Genomic DNA, 14,431 nt, shown 5'->3' on the forward strand with positions numbered 1-14,431 from the left:
CTCAGGGACGGGACGGGAAGGACAGGCTGGACGGGCAGGGACACGAGGGCCGCTTGGCCGCTTTTCGACGAATGCCTGAATCCTTGGTTGTGCCACGGTAGTCGTGGCAGCTCACGCGGTTCAAGTTGTTGTCCACAGGCTGTGCACAGCGGGCCCCCGACAAGCCCCGGTTTGACCGGATGGCGTAGCCGCGCGTACCGTAACCAGGTCGAGTTGTCGATGGCTGCTGCCGCCTGCCTCCGATGGGCAAAGATCATGATCTGTGATCGTGAAGCGGTGCACTGAGAGCGTTGCGAGCTTCCTCGTGGGCGCACGGTGACAGCCAGGCGATGTTTCGCCACCCCCGATTCATTTCTGGAGCCCCCGAGTGAGCAAGCGCACCTTCCAGCCGAACAACCGCCGTCGCGCCAAGACCCACGGTTTCCGTCTGCGCATGCGTACCCGCGCCGGCCGCGCCATCCTGGCGAACCGCCGTGCCAAGGGCCGCACTGAGCTGTCCGCCTGATCCCGTACGGGTCATGACGTGCTGCCTACCGAGAATCGGCTGAGGCGGCGCGAGGACTTCGCGACCGCGGTACGACGAGGGCGCCGCGCAGGCCGCCCGCTTCTCGTCGTCCACCTACGTAGTAGCGGTGCAACGGACCCGCACGCGGCAGGGGAGAGCACTCCCCCGACGCGTGCGGGTTTCGTCGTGAGCAAGGCCGTCGGCGTCGCTGTCGTACGCAATGCGGTGAAGCGGAGACTGCGCCACCTCATGCGCGAGCGGATCGCCGAGCTGCCCCCCGGTAGCCTGGTGGTCGTACGGGCGCTGCCCGGAGCGGGTGACGCCGACCACGCACAGCTGGCCCGAGACCTGGACGCCGCGCTGCAGCGGCTGCTGGGCGGGGCTCCCCATACCGAAGGTCGGGGGAGAGGCACGCGATGAAGTACCCGCTACTGGCCCTTATCAAGCTGTACCAGTGGACCATCAGCCCGCTGCTCGGGCCGGTCTGCAGGTACTACCCGTCGTGTTCCCACTACGGATTCACGGCCATCGACCGGCACGGCGCGGTGAAGGGCACTGCTCTCACCGCCTGGCGCATCCTGCGGTGCAACCCGTGGTCGCCCGGCGGTGTGGACCACGTGCCACCACGCACCCGTCGTCGTTGGCACGAAGCGCTGCGCGACGCGTGGCGCGGAAGCAAGGGCGAGAGGCCCGCCGTCGGCGTGTCTTCTCCGGGGTCCGACCAGACCCCGAGCCCGGCCGCAGAGACCTCGCCCAATGCTCAAGGAGCTTGATTAGTGGACACGATTGCCAGTCTGTTCAGCTTCATCACCTGGCCCGTTTCCTGGGTCATCGTCCAGTTCCACAAGGTGTACGGGTTCATCTTCGGACCCGACACGGGGTGGGCCTGGGGCCTGTCCATCGTGTCCCTCGTGGTGCTCATCCGCATCTGCCTGATCCCGCTCTTCGTGAAGCAGATCAAGTCGACGCGGAACATGCAGGTGCTCCAGCCGAAGATGAAGGCGATCCAGGAGCGCTACAAGAGCGACAAGCAGCGTCAGTCCGAAGAGATGATGAAGCTGTACAAGGAGACGGGCACCAACCCGCTCTCCTCGTGCCTTCCCATCCTGGCGCAGTCCCCGTTCTTCTTCGCCCTGTACCACGTGCTCGCGAGCATCGCCGACGGCAAGAAGATCGGCGTCATCAACGACACGCTGCTGGAGAGCGCCCGTCAGGCGCACATCTTCGGTGCCCCGCTGGCCGCGAAGTTCATGGACAGCGCGGCGAAGATCGAGAGCCTCGGCGCCTCGGCCACCTCGGTCAAGATCGTCACCGCGGTCATGATCGTGATGATGTCGGCCTCGCAGTTCTTCACGCAGCGCCAGCTCATGACGAAGAACGTCGACCTCACGGTCAAGACGCCGTTCATGCAGCAGCAGAAGATGATGATGTACATCTTCCCGGTGATGTTCATGGTGATGGGCATCAACTTCCCCGTCGGTGTGCTCGTCTACTGGCTGACCACCAACGTGTGGACCATGGGCCAGCAGATGTACGTCATCAACCAGAACCCGACGCCGGGCAGCAAGGCCCAGGACTCCTACCTCCAGCGTCTGCTGAAGACCGTGGTGGAGTCGGGCGAGGTCAAGGCGAAGCGCAAGCGCAACGTCGTCAAGGTGATCGTCTCCAAGGGCCCCGACCGCAACGACGTCGAGCGCAAGTTCATCACGGGCCTGGCCAAGGCCGGCTTCGTGGCCGAGGCGGACGGCACGGTCTCCAAGAGCACCACCGCCCTCGCCGAGGCGGAGGGCGGTGCCACGGTCGCCAAGCGGCAGCAGCCCAAGCGCCAGACCAAGGCCAAGCGTCAGTCGGCCACCGTCCAGCAGGGCACGACGGCGAAGGCTTCCGAGGACTCCGACTCCAAGACCTCCTTGGAGAAGAAGGACGCGGCGCAGGACGCCAAGCCCACAGCGGCGGGCAAGCCCGCTCGTTCCCAAGCCAAGTCCGGGCAGCGCAAGGGCCCGCAGCGGCCCAAGCACCCGTCCAAGAAGTAAGAAGGAGTCCTCCCGTGACGGACGGCACCACCACTTCCTCCGCGCCCGCCGAGGGCACCGACACCCTGACGCGCCTGGAGCAGGAAGGTGAGATCGCGGCCGACTACCTCGAGGGTCTGCTCGACATCGCCGACCTGGACGGCGACATCGACATGGACGTCGAGGCCGACCGGGCCGCTGTTTCGATCATCAGCGACTCCAACGGCCGTGACCTCCAGAAGCTCGTGGGCCGTGACGGCGAGGTGCTCGAAGCGCTTCAGGAGCTGACCCGGCTCGCCGTGCACCGCGAGACCGGTGACCGCAGCCGTCTGATGCTGGACATCGCGGGCTTCCGGGCCAAGAAGCGCGAAGAGCTCGCGGAGATCGGCGCCAAGGCCGCGGACGAGGCGAAGACCTCGGGCGCGCCCGTGAAGCTGGACCCGATGACGCCGTTCGAGCGCAAGGTCGTGCACGACGCGGTCGCCGCGGCGGGTCTGCGCAGCGAGTCCGAGGGCGAGGAGCCTCAGCGCTTCGTCGTCGTTCTCCCGGCCTGACCGGATACGTGCTTTTTCGGCCCCGTCTGTTCTGTTCGCAGACGGGGCCGATCTTTGTCAGCCTGATAGTCAGCCCACAGTGCGGTACGGAAGGACGGTCCCCGTGACGGAGGCAGCAGCGGAGCTTCCCCAGGCGCCCGAAGAGGCCAAGGCGGTATTCGGTGAGCACTTCCCGCAGGCCGTTCGGTACGCCGAGCTGCTCGCGGACGCCGGGGTCGAGCGCGGTCTGATCGGCCCGCGCGAGGTGCCTCGCCTGTGGGAGCGGCACCTGTTGAACTGCGCCGTCCTCTCGGAGGTCGTTCCGCAGAACACCACGGTCTGCGACGTCGGCTCGGGTGCCGGTCTGCCCGGTATCCCGCTGGCCCTGGCCCGTCCGGACCTGAAGATCACTCTTCTGGAGCCTCTGCTGCGGCGTACGAACTTCCTCCAGGAGGCCGTCGAGCTGCTGGGCCTGGACCACGTCACCGTCGTACGGGGCCGGGCCGAAGAAGTCATGGGCAAGGTCGAGCCCTTCCACGTGGTCACCTCTCGCGCGGTGGCGCCGCTGGACCGACTGGCCGGCTGGGGTGTTCCGCTGCTGCGTCCCTACGGCGAGATGCTCGCCCTCAAGGGCGACACGGCCGAGGAGGAGCTCAAGGGCGCGCGGGCCGCGCTCGGCAAGCTGGGCGTGGTGAAGACCGAGGTGCTCCAGGTCGGCACCGGTGTGGTGGACCCGCTGTCCACGGTCGTACGGGTCGAGGTCGGCGAGAGCCCGGGCGGCGTGCGGTTCGCGGCGAAGCGGGCCAAGGCCGCGCGGACCGGCAGGTCGCGGCGCCGCCGCTGAACGGCGGAATCCGGCCCCGATGCTCCATCCAAGGTGCCGCGCCTGCGTGGCGCGGAGTGTCGGGGTCTTCCGATGAGTCCCCGCAGGCATCGTGTTTCACGTGAAACGTCGCTCGTTGCTGCAAGGAATCATCAGCCGGGGCCGTGCCGCTGCCGCCCCGCACGAATCGAGACCCGAAAGGGTCATGGGGTTGTCCACAAGGTCGGGTTCTTCCACAGGAGAACGGGCCTCACTGGTTCATGACCCCCTAAGCGTGACAGGCTCTGAGCACTACGAGCCTGAAGTCGAGGAGAGTGAATCCTTGCGGTCCGACGCCAACATCGCGGGACCGATGACCGATCCGGTCCCCGGCCCCCGTTCCGAAGCGGCAGGAGCCGATGTTTCACGTGAAACATCGCCCCTGCCGGACGACACCCCTATCGGGCGTGCTGCCCAGGTGGCGGTGGATGCCCTCGGCCGTACCGGCGAGGGTCTCCCGAAGCCCGAGCAGACACGCGTGATGGTGGTTGCCAACCAGAAGGGCGGAGTGGGGAAGACCACGACCACGGTCAACCTCGCCGCCTCGCTCGCACTGCACGGTGCGCGGGTCCTGGTGATCGACCTCGATCCGCAGGGCAACGCCTCCACGGCACTGGGAATCGACCACCACTCCGAAGTTCCCTCCATCTACGACGTGCTGATCGACAGCAAGCCGCTGTCGGACGTGGTCCAGCCCGTCCGGGACGTCGAAGGTCTCTTCTGTGCCCCGGCCACCATCGATCTCGCCGGTGCGGAGATCGAGCTGGTGTCTCTGGTGGCACGTGAGAGCAGGCTTCAGCGGGCCATCCAGGCCTACGAGCAGCCGCTGGACTACGTCCTCATCGACTGCCCGCCGTCCCTGGGACTGCTGACGGTCAATGCGATGGTCGCCGGTGAGGAAGTGCTGATCCCGATTCAGTGCGAGTACTACGCGCTGGAAGGACTCGGCCAGCTCCTGCGGAACGTGGAACTGGTGCGCGGGCACCTCAACCCCGAGCTCCATGTCTCCACGATCCTGCTGACCATGTACGACGGTCGGACCAGGCTCGCTTCGCAGGTGGCGGAGGAAGTGCGCAGCCACTTCGCCAAGGAAGTCCTCAAGACCAGCATCCCGAGGTCCGTCCGGATCTCGGAGGCTCCCAGCTATGGGCAGACCGTGCTCACCTACGACCCGAGCTCCAGCGGTTCGCTGTCGTACCTTGAGGCGGCGCGGGAGATCGCGCTTCGGGGGGCCGGTGTCTTCTATGACGCGCAGCACGCCCATGCTGTCGACCAGAACAATCAGCACGGTGTGGCGGAGGGTGTCCAATGAGCGAGCGACGTAGGGGTCTGGGGCGTGGGCTCCAGGCACTGATTCCGAATGCCTCCCGGGAGCCACAGGTGCCCGGCGCCGGCACGGCGACCGCGGAGCGCGGTGTGGCCGCGGCGAAGGTGACCGCGCTGCGCGAGAGCGATGTTTCACGTGAAACATCGCTGCCGCCCCGGACGCCGGAAGCACCGGTGGCCGTGGAGCCCGAGCCCGAGACGGCTGCCCTCCAGGTACCCGTGGGGGCGTTCTTCGCCGAACTTCCGCTGGACTCGATCACGCCGAACCCGCAGCAGCCGCGTCGGATCTTCGACGAGGACGCGCTGGCCGAGCTGATCACCTCCATCAAGGAAGTGGGGCTTCTCCAGCCGGTCGTGGTGCGGCAGCTGGGTCCGGAGAGCTTCCAGCTCATCATGGGCGAGCGCCGTCTGCGGGCCAGCCGCGAGGCGGGCCTGGAGCGCATTCCCGCGATCATCCGGGCCACGGAGGACGACAAGCTCCTCCTCGACGCCCTCCTGGAGAACCTCCACCGGGCTCAGCTGAACCCGGTGGAAGAGGCACTGGCGTACGACCAGCTGCTGAAGGACTTCGGCTGCACGCACGACCAGCTGGCGGACCGGATCGGGCGCTCGCGTCCGCAGGTCTCCAACACGCTGCGTCTGCTGAAGCTGCCGATGGCGGTGCAGAAGCGGGTCTCGGCCGGTGTGCTCTCCGGCGGCCATGCCCGGGCGCTGCTCGGCCTGGAGGACTCCGAGGCGCAGGAGCACCTCGCGAAGCGCATCGTCCAGGAGGGTCTCTCGGTCCGTACGACCGAAGAGATCGTCAAGATGATGGAGTCCGAGCCGGCGAAGACGGCCAAGCCGAAGGGCCCGAGGGCGGGTTCGCGGATGGCCCCTGCTCTGTCGGACCTGGCCTCTCGGCTCTCGGACCGCTTCGAGACCCGGGTGAAGGTCGACCTTGGGCAGAAGAAGGGCAAGATCACCGTCGAGTTCGCTTCGGTGGAGGATCTGGAGCGCATCCTCGGCACGCTCGCCCCGGGCGAGGGACGGGTTCTGGAGAAGAGCCTGAGCGAGCAGGACGGGCAGGACGGGGAGGTCTGATCTCCCGAAGACCTGTGAAGGGCGGGGGTGTTCCGGCGGTGGCCGGAACACCCCCGCCCTTTGCTCTTGGCCGGTATCCGTCCGATTGCCCGGTGGATACGATGCCTCGTGGTACGGCGCATCCACTGTGATCCACCTCGGAGGGGGAACGGAGCCATGCGATCGGTGAGCCGGAGCCAACTGGTGACTGCGGGACTGGGAATCGGGGCGGTCGGCGGATTCGTCGGCAGCCTGCTCCGGGAACGGAGCGCGCTGAGTGCCGCCCGTGGTGCGGCAGGCGAAGAAAGTGGGGAACGGCCTTGGGGCGTCGGCTCGTACCGCTCACGCTGGACAACCTTGCGGATCTTCCCCGGCGGTGTCGCGGCTGCGTCTTCTGGGAACTCGACCCCGTCCGTGGTGAAGCGGCCCTAACGGAGGGCCGGGCCGAACTGGAGAAGGAAGCCTGGATCTCCGCCGTCCTCCTGGAATGGGGGTCCTGCGGCCGGGTCGTCTACGTGGACGAGGTCCCGGTGGGCTTCGTGATGTACGCGCCTCCGGCGTATGTGCCCCGGGCGACGGCATTCCCCACGAGTCCGGTGTCGCCGGATGCCGTGCAGTTGATGACGTCCCTGATCGTGCCCGGCTATCAGGGGCAGGGGCTGGGCCGGGTGATGGTGCAGACCGTGGCGAAAGATCTGCTGGGGCGCGGCTTCAAGGCGATCGAGGCGTTCGGCGACGCCCGGTGGAAGGAGCCCGGCTGCCTGCTGCCCGCCGACCATCTGCTGTCGGTCGGCTTCAAGACGGTCCGCCCGCATCCCACGCATCCCCGGCTCCGGCTGGAACTGCGGACGGCGCTCTCCTGGAAGGAAGACGTGGAGCTGGCGCTGGACAAGCTGCTGGGCGTCGTGCAGAAGGATCCGGTGCTGCGGCCGCTGTAGCGGATCGGTGAGCTGCGGCTCCTGCGGTGGAGAAGCATTGAGGCCCACCCCTGACGGGAGTGGGCCTCAATGTTTCACGTGAAACAACGGCGGTGATTACTCGCCGATGAACGGGTCCAGGTCGCGGACGATCGCGGCCTTCGGCTTGGCGCCGACGATCGTCTTGGCGACCTCGCCGTTCTGGTAGACGTTCAGCGTCGGGATGGACATGACGCCGTACTTGGCAGCGGTGGCCGGGTTCTCGTCAATGTTGAGCTTGACGACCTCGATCTTGTCGCCGTGCTCGGCGGCGATGGCCTCCAGGGACGGGGCGATCTGACGGCACGGACCGCACCAGGCGGCCCAGAAGTCGACGAGCACGGGCTTGTCGCTCTTGAGGACGATCTCGTCGAAGGAGTCGTCGGTCACGTTCTTCAGGTCGCCGGCCACGGCGGCCTCCTTCACTTCTCAGGGGTGTGGGGTGGGGATGGGGTTCAGGCGGCGGGGGTCTTCTCCGGCTCGGCCACCTTCTCGCTGTCGGCGAGCGCAGCGAGGTAGCGCTCCGCGTCGAGCGCGGCGGAGCAGCCGGTGCCCGCGGCGGTGATGGCCTGCCGGTAGGTGTGGTCGACGACGTCACCGGCGGCGAAGACACCGGCGAGGTTGGTGCGGGTCGAGGGGGCTTCGACCTTCACGTAGCCCTCGTCGTCCAGCTCGACCTGGCCCTTGAAGAGTTCGCTGCGCGGGTCGTGGCCGACGGCGATGAACAGGCCGGTCACGTCGAGCGGAGCGGTCTCACCGGTCTTGGTGCTGCGCAGCGTGATCCCGGAGAGCTTCTGGTCGCCTTCGAGGGAAGCGGTCTCGCTGTCCCAGGCGAACTTGATCTTCGGGTCGGCGAAGGCGCGCTCCTGCATCGCCTTGGAGGCGCGCAGGGTGTCGCGGCGGTGGACGATGGTGACGGACTTCGCGAAGCGGGAGAGGAACGTGGCCTCCTCCATCGCGGTGTCGCCGCCGCCGACCACGGCGATGTCGTGGTCCTTGAAGAAGAAGCCGTCGCAGGTGGCGCACCAGGAGACACCGCGTCCGGAGAGGGCGTCCTCCTGGGGCAGGCCCAGCTTGCGGTGCTGCGAACCGGTGGAGATGATCACGGCCTTGGCGCGGTGCACGGTGCCGGCGGTGTCGGTGACCGTCTTGATGTCACCGGTGAGGTCCACCGAGACGATGTCGTCGGGGATGAGCTCGGCACCGAAGCGCTCGGCCTGGGCGCGCATGTTGTCCATCAGGTCCGGGCCCATGATGCCGTCACGGAAGCCGGGGAAGTTCTCGACCTCGGTGGTGTTCATCAGCGCACCGCCGGCGGTGACGGCGCCTTCGAACACCAGCGGCTTCAGCGACGCGCGCGCGGTGTACAGCGCGGCGGTGTAGCCGGCCGGCCCGGAGCCAATGATGATCACGTTACGGACGTCGCTCACGGGTTTCTTCCTCGTCTCTGCAGACTGCTCTACTGCCAACCGGGGCCCGGTCTGAACCTTCCACCCCACCCAACGGATACTACGGGGCTGGCATTCCCGAGACGGCCGAGCGATTCGGCAGGTGTGTCAGCGGCAGGTGTCAGCGACGGGGGTAGGCGCTCGTCAGCAGCAGCTCGCCCTTGCCGGTGGGCGCCGTCTCCACGCAGGTCGCGTCCACGACGTACGCCTCGACCTGTGCAGGGTCGGAGGTGTGCGGCAGTACGAGCAGGAAGGCCTGCTTGCCCTGGTAGACACCCTGCTTGCTGCCGAGGGGGCTCTCGGTCCGGCCGGTGCCCTGCTGGACGCAGGGCGGGACGGCGGCCGGCTGCTTGACGGGGGGCCCGTCCGCGGCGTCGAGCGAGGGGGCATTCTTGTCGCCGCGCAGATACTTCGGGGCGTCCAGCAGCAGGCCCACCTGGGTCTCCAGCGGAGTGCCGGCGAACCGCGGGGACTGTGCCGCCTTGGCGGTGCTCTGCTTGTCCGAGCCGGCGCCACCTGTCGGAAGGTTCTGGACGAGCAGGGCGCCGAGCCCCAGCGCCGCGGCTCCCAGTACGGCGCTCCACACCACGCGGCGACGCGGCCTGCGCGAAGCGGGGCGTCCCGGGCCGGTCGTCGCGCGGGAGTGCCCGGCGGGACGGTCGACGGTGGGCCGACGGGCGGGAGTCTGCGATGTTTCACGTGAAACATCGGCAGCCGTGTCGGTGGTCGTTCCCGGGGCGGTGGAGTTCAGCAGCGCTTCGGCGGCCAGGGCGGCGTCGATCCGTCCGGCGATGTCGGCGGGCATCCGCTGGGGTCCGGGCAGGGTGCCGAGCAGCCCGCGGATCTCCTCCAGGGAGAGCTGGACGTCGGCGCACAGGGCACAACCGTCGACGTGACGGCGTACGTCCTGGGTGCGGGACGGCGACAGCAGCCCCTCCGTGAGATCGGAGATCTCCGCGACATCCGGGTGCTGAGCCGTTCCGGTCGTCGATGTCACGCGCGCCCACCTCCGCCCTTCACAGCGGCAGGACCGTTCGGCCCTGCGTCCCTCGGTTCCGTTGCCGGTGGGACGGATGTCCCCGGCCTCCGGTTCCTTCCCCCTCCGAGGTCTTCACTACCCCCGGTGCCGGTGCGCAGATGAGTGAGGAGTGGGAGGAGCCGGGCGCGGCCGCGTGCGCAGCGGCTTTTCACCGTTCCGGTGGGTACGTCGAGGACCCGTGCGGCCTCTGCCACCGGGTATCCCTGCATGTCGACGAGGACGAGCGCGGCCCTCTGCTCGGCGGGGAGCGTGCGCAGCGCGGCCAGGAGTTCGCGGTGCAGGTCCTGGCGTTCGGCGGGGGCCTCGGCGGACTCGTGGGGTTCCAGGAGCTGGTCGAGCCGGTCGGTGTCGTCCACGGGCGAGGTCTTGCGGGACGCGGCCTTGCGGGCGCGGTCCAGGCAGGCGTTCACGGTTATTCGGTGCAGCCAGGTGGTGACGGCGGACTGGCCGCGGAAGGTGTGCGCGGCCCGGTAGGCGGAGACCAGGGCGTCCTGCACCGCGTCGGCGGCCTCCTCCCGGTCGCCCAGCGTGCGCAGGGCCACCGCCCAGAGCCGGTCGCGGTGGCGGCGTACGAGTTCACCGAAGGCGTCGGGGTCTCCTCCGACGTGCTGGGCCAGGAGTTCCTGGTCGTCGGCATCGCGCAGTGTGACCTCGTCCAACGGTGAGCCCCCCTTCCCCCGGCGGCTGAGTCAGCCTGTGAACTTCACATCGGTTATGCCCTGTTTGTACCCGGCATCGCTGTATTCATCGGAAGGAGCCTGCGGCATGGCCGTGATCCACACAAGCACGTATCGGGTCTTCACAGGAGACTTTGCCCGCAGAGCGGCCGTCGTGCCCTCGGTTTCGGTTTCGGCGAACTTCTTCTTCGGGTCGAGCGGTGCCGAAGAGGAGAGGGAGTCCGTGGCGTACAGGGAGATCGCGGTCTTGCTGCCGCTGTAGTAGAGCTGTATCGACGCCGTCGACACGTCCTTGGCCTCGCCGAGGTCGTAGACGATGCCGACTCCCTGCTTGAAGGGGGCGAGGACCGGGCCGCCCCGGAAGGAGTAGCTGCGCCAGTAGGTGGAGCCTTGGCCGTCGTACGTCTTGCCGACGTCCTCGGGGTGCTGCGCCTTGCCGTCCGGGTAGTACTCCTGCGCTCCCTTGATGGCGAGCGGACCGGCGGGCTTGGGCTTCTCGTTGCCGCCCTGGTTGGTGGAGACCTCCGGAGGGGCGTCGGAGTTCTTGCGGTCCAGGAGCGTGTCGGCGAGCTGCCAGCTGCCCAGGCCGAGCGCTGCGATCAGGAGCGAGGCCACACCCCACTTCAGGGCCCGTCCGGTACGGCTCTGGAGCGGACGCGGCGGTACCGGCACGGGCTGCGTCGCCGAGGCGGGGCGCGGCTGCTGACGCCCGTAGGAGCCCTGCTGGTAGTCGGGGCGCGTGGTGAAGGCGGGCTCCGGCGGGCGGACGCGCGGCATCGCCGCGACCGCCTTGGCCAGCTCGTCCGGGGTCGTGCAGGGCGGTTCCTGCCGGGAGGCGGTCGCACCGTCGTTGGCCAGGGCCCGCGTGGCGAGCTCCGACAGACCCCGGTGGACGCCGGCCCGTACCTGGTCGGGGGCGATCAGCCCGATGCCCTTGGGCAGCCCGGTGAGGCCGTAGGCGTCGCTCTCGTACGGCCAGCGCTGGGTCAGCGAGGCGTACAGCAGGGCGCCGATGGCCTCGGTGTCGGTGCGCTGCGGGCTCTCGGAGGTGATGCCGCGCAGGGCGGCGCTGACCGCGAGGCCGCGGATGCGGTACTGGCCGGTGGAGGTGCGCAGGACGGCGTTCGGGGTGAGCTGGAGGTGGGCCAGGCCCTCGCGGTGGGCGGCGGCCATGGCCTGCGAGACCTGGCTGACCAGCTGGTACGCGTCGTGCGGTTCCAGCGGGCCGGAGGCCAGGATCGCGGTCAGTTCGGTGGCGTCGGGCAGCCACTCGTGGACGACGTAGACGAGGTCGTTCTCCTCGACGGCGTCCAGGACCTGGACGAAGCGGGGGTCGCCCAGCAGCGCCGAGGAGCGGGCCGCGGCGAGCACGGAACGGGCCCGGGCGTGATCCGCGGGCAGCAGGTGGACCCCGACGGCACGGCGCAGCTTCTCGTCGACGGCGCGCCAGCTGCTGAAGCCGTCGAGCCGGGTGAGGCATTCCTCCAGGCGGTAGCGTCTGGCCAGCTTGTGGCCGCTGTGCAGTTCGGGTGCGACAATCGGGGACTCGGTGCCCTTTTTCGTACCGGGCTCGTCCTGCGTGCTCATCTCCGGTGTGTCCTGGCCTTCCGCCACCCCGTCGGCCGTGGCTCCGTCCGCACAGGCGGTGGCCGGTCCTTCTCCGCCGGGGGCGGGAGTGGGACCGTCACCGCTGTTGTCGGCCACGTCGACGGCAGCCGTGCTACGTTCCGCCACCGTCGTTCCTGCCTCCCCATTCGTTGCGCGCTGCTGTGCAGCTCTGCCAATTGTGCCCACAGTCCGCCGCTGTGCACGACATGCGGCGGCGGACGAGGGCGCCCCGGGTGCCTTCCGGCTCAGCGGCCGAGGCGTCCGCGGACCATGCCGACCAGGGCGTTCAGCTCTGCGATGCGCATCTTCTTCGCCGCGACGAAGAAGACTCCGAGCAGGACCGCACCGCCGACGACCAGCGCCGCGATCGAACCGAAGACCCCCTGGCCGAGGGCCTGGGAGAGCGCGTACCCCACAGCACCGGCAAGCATGGCTGCGGGAATCGAGGCGATCGCGAGACGTGCGTACGTACGGAGGACGTTCGCGCCGTCCAGATCGCCGCCCAGCCGCTTGCGCAGCCGCTGCCAGGCGATGCCGACACCGATGGCGTAGGCGAGACCGTACGAGGCGGCCATGCCGGTGACGGCCCAGCGGTCGGGCAGGACCAGGTAGCACAGAGCCGAGGCTCCGGCGTTGACGGCGGCGACGATGACCGTGTTGTAGAAGGGGGTGCGGGTGTCCTCGTACGCGTAGAAGGCGCGCAGGACGACGTACTGCACGGAGTAGGGGATCAGGCCGAGGCCGAAGGCCATCAGCATGTAGCCCATGTTCGTGGCGGCGGTGACGCCGGAGGAGCCGAAGATCAGGGTGCAGATCGGCACGCCGAGGGAGAGGAAGGCGAAGGCGATCGGGACGATGGCGACGGCGGTGGTGCGCAGGCCCTGCGAGATGTCGTCGCGGACGGCGCCCGCGTCGTTCTCGTTGGCCGAGCGGGAGAGCCTCGGCAGCAGGGCGGCCATCAGCGAGACGGTGATGATGGCCTGCGGGAGGCCCCAGATCAGCTGGGCGTTGGCGTAGGCGGCGAAGCCGATGCCCTCGCCGTGCTTGCCGACGGCGGCGGTGGCGAGCTGGATGACGACGACCGCGCCGACCTGGTTGGCGAGGACGAACAGGATCGTCCACTTGGCCAGCTTGGCGGCCTTGCCGAGCCCCTGGCCCTTCCAGTCGAAGCGTGGACGCAGCCGGAAGCCGGTCTCGCGCAGGTAGGGGATCATCGCCAGGGCCTGTACGACCAGGCCCAGCAGGACGCCGACGCCCAGGAGGCGCTCGCCCTCCGGCGGGATGGTCGACACCGTCATCCCGGAGCTCGCCGAGGTGCCGTACACCCAGATGAACATGCCGAGGGTGGCGATGATGACGATGTTGTTGAGGACCGGGGTCCACATCATGGCGCCGAACTTGCCGCGGGTGTTGAGGATCTGGCCCATCACCACGTGGACGCCCATGAAGAAGATCGTGGGCAGGAAGTAGCGCAGCAGGGTCACCGCGACGTCGTTGGCCTCGGGGTTGCCCGAGATCGGTACCGACAGGAAGCGCACCAGCAGCGGTGCGAAGACCATCGCGAGGGCGGTGAGTGCGCCGAGGGCGACCGTGACCAGGGTGAGCAGGCGGTTGGCGTACGCCTCGCCGCCGTCCGCGTCGTCCTTCATGGCCCGCACCAGCTGCGGCACGAAGACCGAGTTGAGGCCGCCGCCGACGGTCAGGATGTAGATCATCGTCGGCAGCTGGTAGGCCACCTGGAAGGTGTCGCCGAGCAGGCCCGCGCCGAGCGCCGCGATGATCAGCGCGGAGCGGATGAAGCCGGTGAGGCGGGAGACCATGGTGCCCATGGCCATGACGGCGCTGGACTTCATGAGGCCCGCCGCGCGGCCCGCGGGCTTCTTCGGCGCGGGGGCCGGGGCGGCCTGCGGCTCCGGGGTCGTGGGGGCGGGGATGCCGGGGGTCTGCTGGTCGCGGTAGAGGTGCGCGAAGGCGTCCTTCTCCGGCTGCTCCTCCTGGCTGGCCCGGGTCACCAGGTCGTCGACGCCGGTGAACTGCACGGTCCGGGCGTCGTCCCCGTACGGCAGGTGGCGGGACGGGCCCTCCGGCTCGGGCGCCGGGGTCTGCGCCCACACCCGGGGGTCCGGGGCGTGCGGGGGCGCGGCCGGCTGCTGGTAGAGCGGCGGGGTGTCCGGGTAGGTGCCGGGCGGCGGCGGGGGGTGCGAGGCGCGGTCGTAGAGCGCCTCGGTCACCGGGTCCTGCGCGGAGAGGTCCTGCGACCGGTACGGGTCATGGTCGTAGGCGGAGCGGAGGTACGGGTCGTCCGGGGCGTCCGGCGCGGGCTGCTGCGGCGGGGCCTGGCCCGCCGCATCGCCGCCCGCGCGCTGGCCGCGGTCACCGTCGTACGGCGCGTTCATTGCAACCCCA

15 protein-coding genes are annotated in these 14,431 nt (G+C 69.1%); 9 read left to right on the top strand and 6 right to left on the bottom strand.

What is annotated here, in order from left to right:
• Positions 1-367 precede the first annotated feature (367 nt).
• The 9 genes from rpmH (at position 368) to IE269_RS10375 (ending at position 7,235) form a co-directional block, all read left to right on the top strand.
• Positions 368-505, top strand: coding sequence for a 50S ribosomal protein L34 (rpmH, locus tag IE269_RS10335; protein ID WP_014137019.1), 138 nt, complete (start codon positions 368-370; stop codon positions 503-505).
• A gap of 18 nt (positions 506-523) precedes the next feature.
• A complete protein-coding gene (gene rnpA, locus IE269_RS10340) occupies positions 524-925 on the top strand; it encodes a ribonuclease P protein component (RefSeq protein ID WP_189822527.1) in 402 nt (133 codons plus the stop codon).
• Positions 922-1,278, top strand: coding sequence for a membrane protein insertion efficiency factor YidD (yidD, locus tag IE269_RS10345; RefSeq protein ID WP_189822528.1), 357 nt, complete (start codon positions 922-924; stop codon positions 1,276-1,278). The genes rnpA and yidD overlap by 4 nt, the downstream gene beginning before the upstream one ends.
• Before the next feature lie 3 nt (positions 1,279-1,281).
• Positions 1,282-2,538, top strand: a complete 1,257-nt coding sequence (yidC, locus tag IE269_RS10350; protein ID WP_189822529.1) for a membrane protein insertase YidC — start codon at positions 1,282-1,284, stop codon at positions 2,536-2,538.
• 14 nt (positions 2,539-2,552) lie between these two features.
• A complete protein-coding gene (locus IE269_RS10355) occupies positions 2,553-3,071 on the top strand; it encodes a Jag family protein (RefSeq protein WP_189822530.1) in 519 nt (172 codons plus the stop codon).
• Positions 3,072-3,174: 103 nt separating this feature from the next.
• Positions 3,175-3,894: a 16S rRNA (guanine(527)-N(7))-methyltransferase RsmG gene (gene rsmG, locus IE269_RS10360; RefSeq protein WP_189822531.1), complete on the top strand. Its 720-nt coding sequence runs from the start codon at positions 3,175-3,177 to the stop codon at positions 3,892-3,894.
• Between the two features lie 253 nt (positions 3,895-4,147).
• Complete coding sequence (locus IE269_RS10365; RefSeq protein WP_189822532.1) at positions 4,148-5,224, top strand: ParA family protein; 1,077 nt, start codon at positions 4,148-4,150, stop codon at positions 5,222-5,224.
• Positions 5,221-6,318, top strand: a complete 1,098-nt coding sequence (locus IE269_RS10370; protein WP_189822533.1) for a ParB/RepB/Spo0J family partition protein — start codon at positions 5,221-5,223, stop codon at positions 6,316-6,318. The genes IE269_RS10365 and IE269_RS10370 overlap by 4 nt, the downstream gene beginning before the upstream one ends.
• 299 nt (positions 6,319-6,617) lie before the next feature.
• Positions 6,618-7,235 carry a GNAT family N-acetyltransferase gene (locus tag IE269_RS10375; protein ID WP_189822534.1) on the top strand — a complete coding sequence of 206 codons (618 nt, stop codon included), beginning with the start codon at positions 6,618-6,620 and terminating at the stop codon, positions 7,233-7,235.
• Positions 7,236-7,331: 96 nt separating this feature from the next.
• Here the strand turns inward: IE269_RS10375 and trxA are convergent, their stop codons facing one another.
• From trxA to murJ, 6 genes are all read right to left on the bottom strand, one after another.
• Positions 7,332-7,664 carry a thioredoxin gene (gene trxA / locus IE269_RS10380; RefSeq protein WP_189822535.1) on the bottom strand — a complete coding sequence of 111 codons (333 nt, stop codon included), beginning with the start codon at positions 7,662-7,664 and terminating at the stop codon, positions 7,332-7,334.
• A 44-nt stretch (positions 7,665-7,708) separates the two neighbouring features.
• Positions 7,709-8,683 (bottom strand): thioredoxin-disulfide reductase, encoded by a 975-nt coding sequence (gene trxB, locus IE269_RS10385; protein ID WP_189822536.1) that lies wholly within the window; start codon positions 8,681-8,683, stop codon positions 7,709-7,711.
• A gap of 139 nt (positions 8,684-8,822) precedes the next feature.
• On the bottom strand, positions 8,823-9,698 hold the full coding sequence (locus tag IE269_RS10390) for a hypothetical protein (RefSeq protein WP_189822537.1): 876 nt from the start codon (positions 9,696-9,698) through the stop codon (positions 8,823-8,825).
• Positions 9,695-10,399 carry an RNA polymerase sigma factor SigM gene (gene sigM / locus IE269_RS10395; protein WP_189822538.1) on the bottom strand — a complete coding sequence of 235 codons (705 nt, stop codon included), beginning with the start codon at positions 10,397-10,399 and terminating at the stop codon, positions 9,695-9,697. The genes IE269_RS10390 and sigM overlap by 4 nt, the downstream gene beginning before the upstream one ends.
• Positions 10,400-10,429: 30 nt before the next feature.
• Positions 10,430-12,151 carry a protein kinase family protein gene (locus IE269_RS10400; protein WP_189822539.1) on the bottom strand — a complete coding sequence of 574 codons (1,722 nt, stop codon included), beginning with the start codon at positions 12,149-12,151 and terminating at the stop codon, positions 10,430-10,432.
• 119 nt (positions 12,152-12,270) lie between these two features.
• Positions 12,271-14,421 (bottom strand): murein biosynthesis integral membrane protein MurJ, encoded by a 2,151-nt coding sequence (murJ, locus tag IE269_RS10405; protein WP_189822540.1) that lies wholly within the window; start codon positions 14,419-14,421, stop codon positions 12,271-12,273.
• Between the last annotated feature and the right edge of the window lie 10 nt (positions 14,422-14,431).

The sequence above is a fragment of the Streptomyces spiroverticillatus genome (assembly GCA_014650415.1).
Lineage (GTDB): Bacteria > Actinomycetota > Actinomycetes > Streptomycetales > Streptomycetaceae > Streptomyces > Streptomyces spiroverticillatus.

Excerpts from the sequence above, each read along its gene's own strand:
- yidD (WP_189822528.1), top strand. The coding sequence starts at position 922 with ATGAAGTACCCGCTACTGGCCCTTATCAAGCTGTACCAGTGGACCATC.
- IE269_RS10370 (WP_189822533.1), top strand. The coding sequence starts at position 5,221 with ATGAGCGAGCGACGTAGGGGTCTGGGGCGTGGGCTCCAGGCACTGATT.
- murJ (WP_189822540.1), bottom strand. The coding sequence starts at position 14,421 with ATGAACGCGCCGTACGACGGTGACCGCGGCCAGCGCGCGGGCGGCGAT.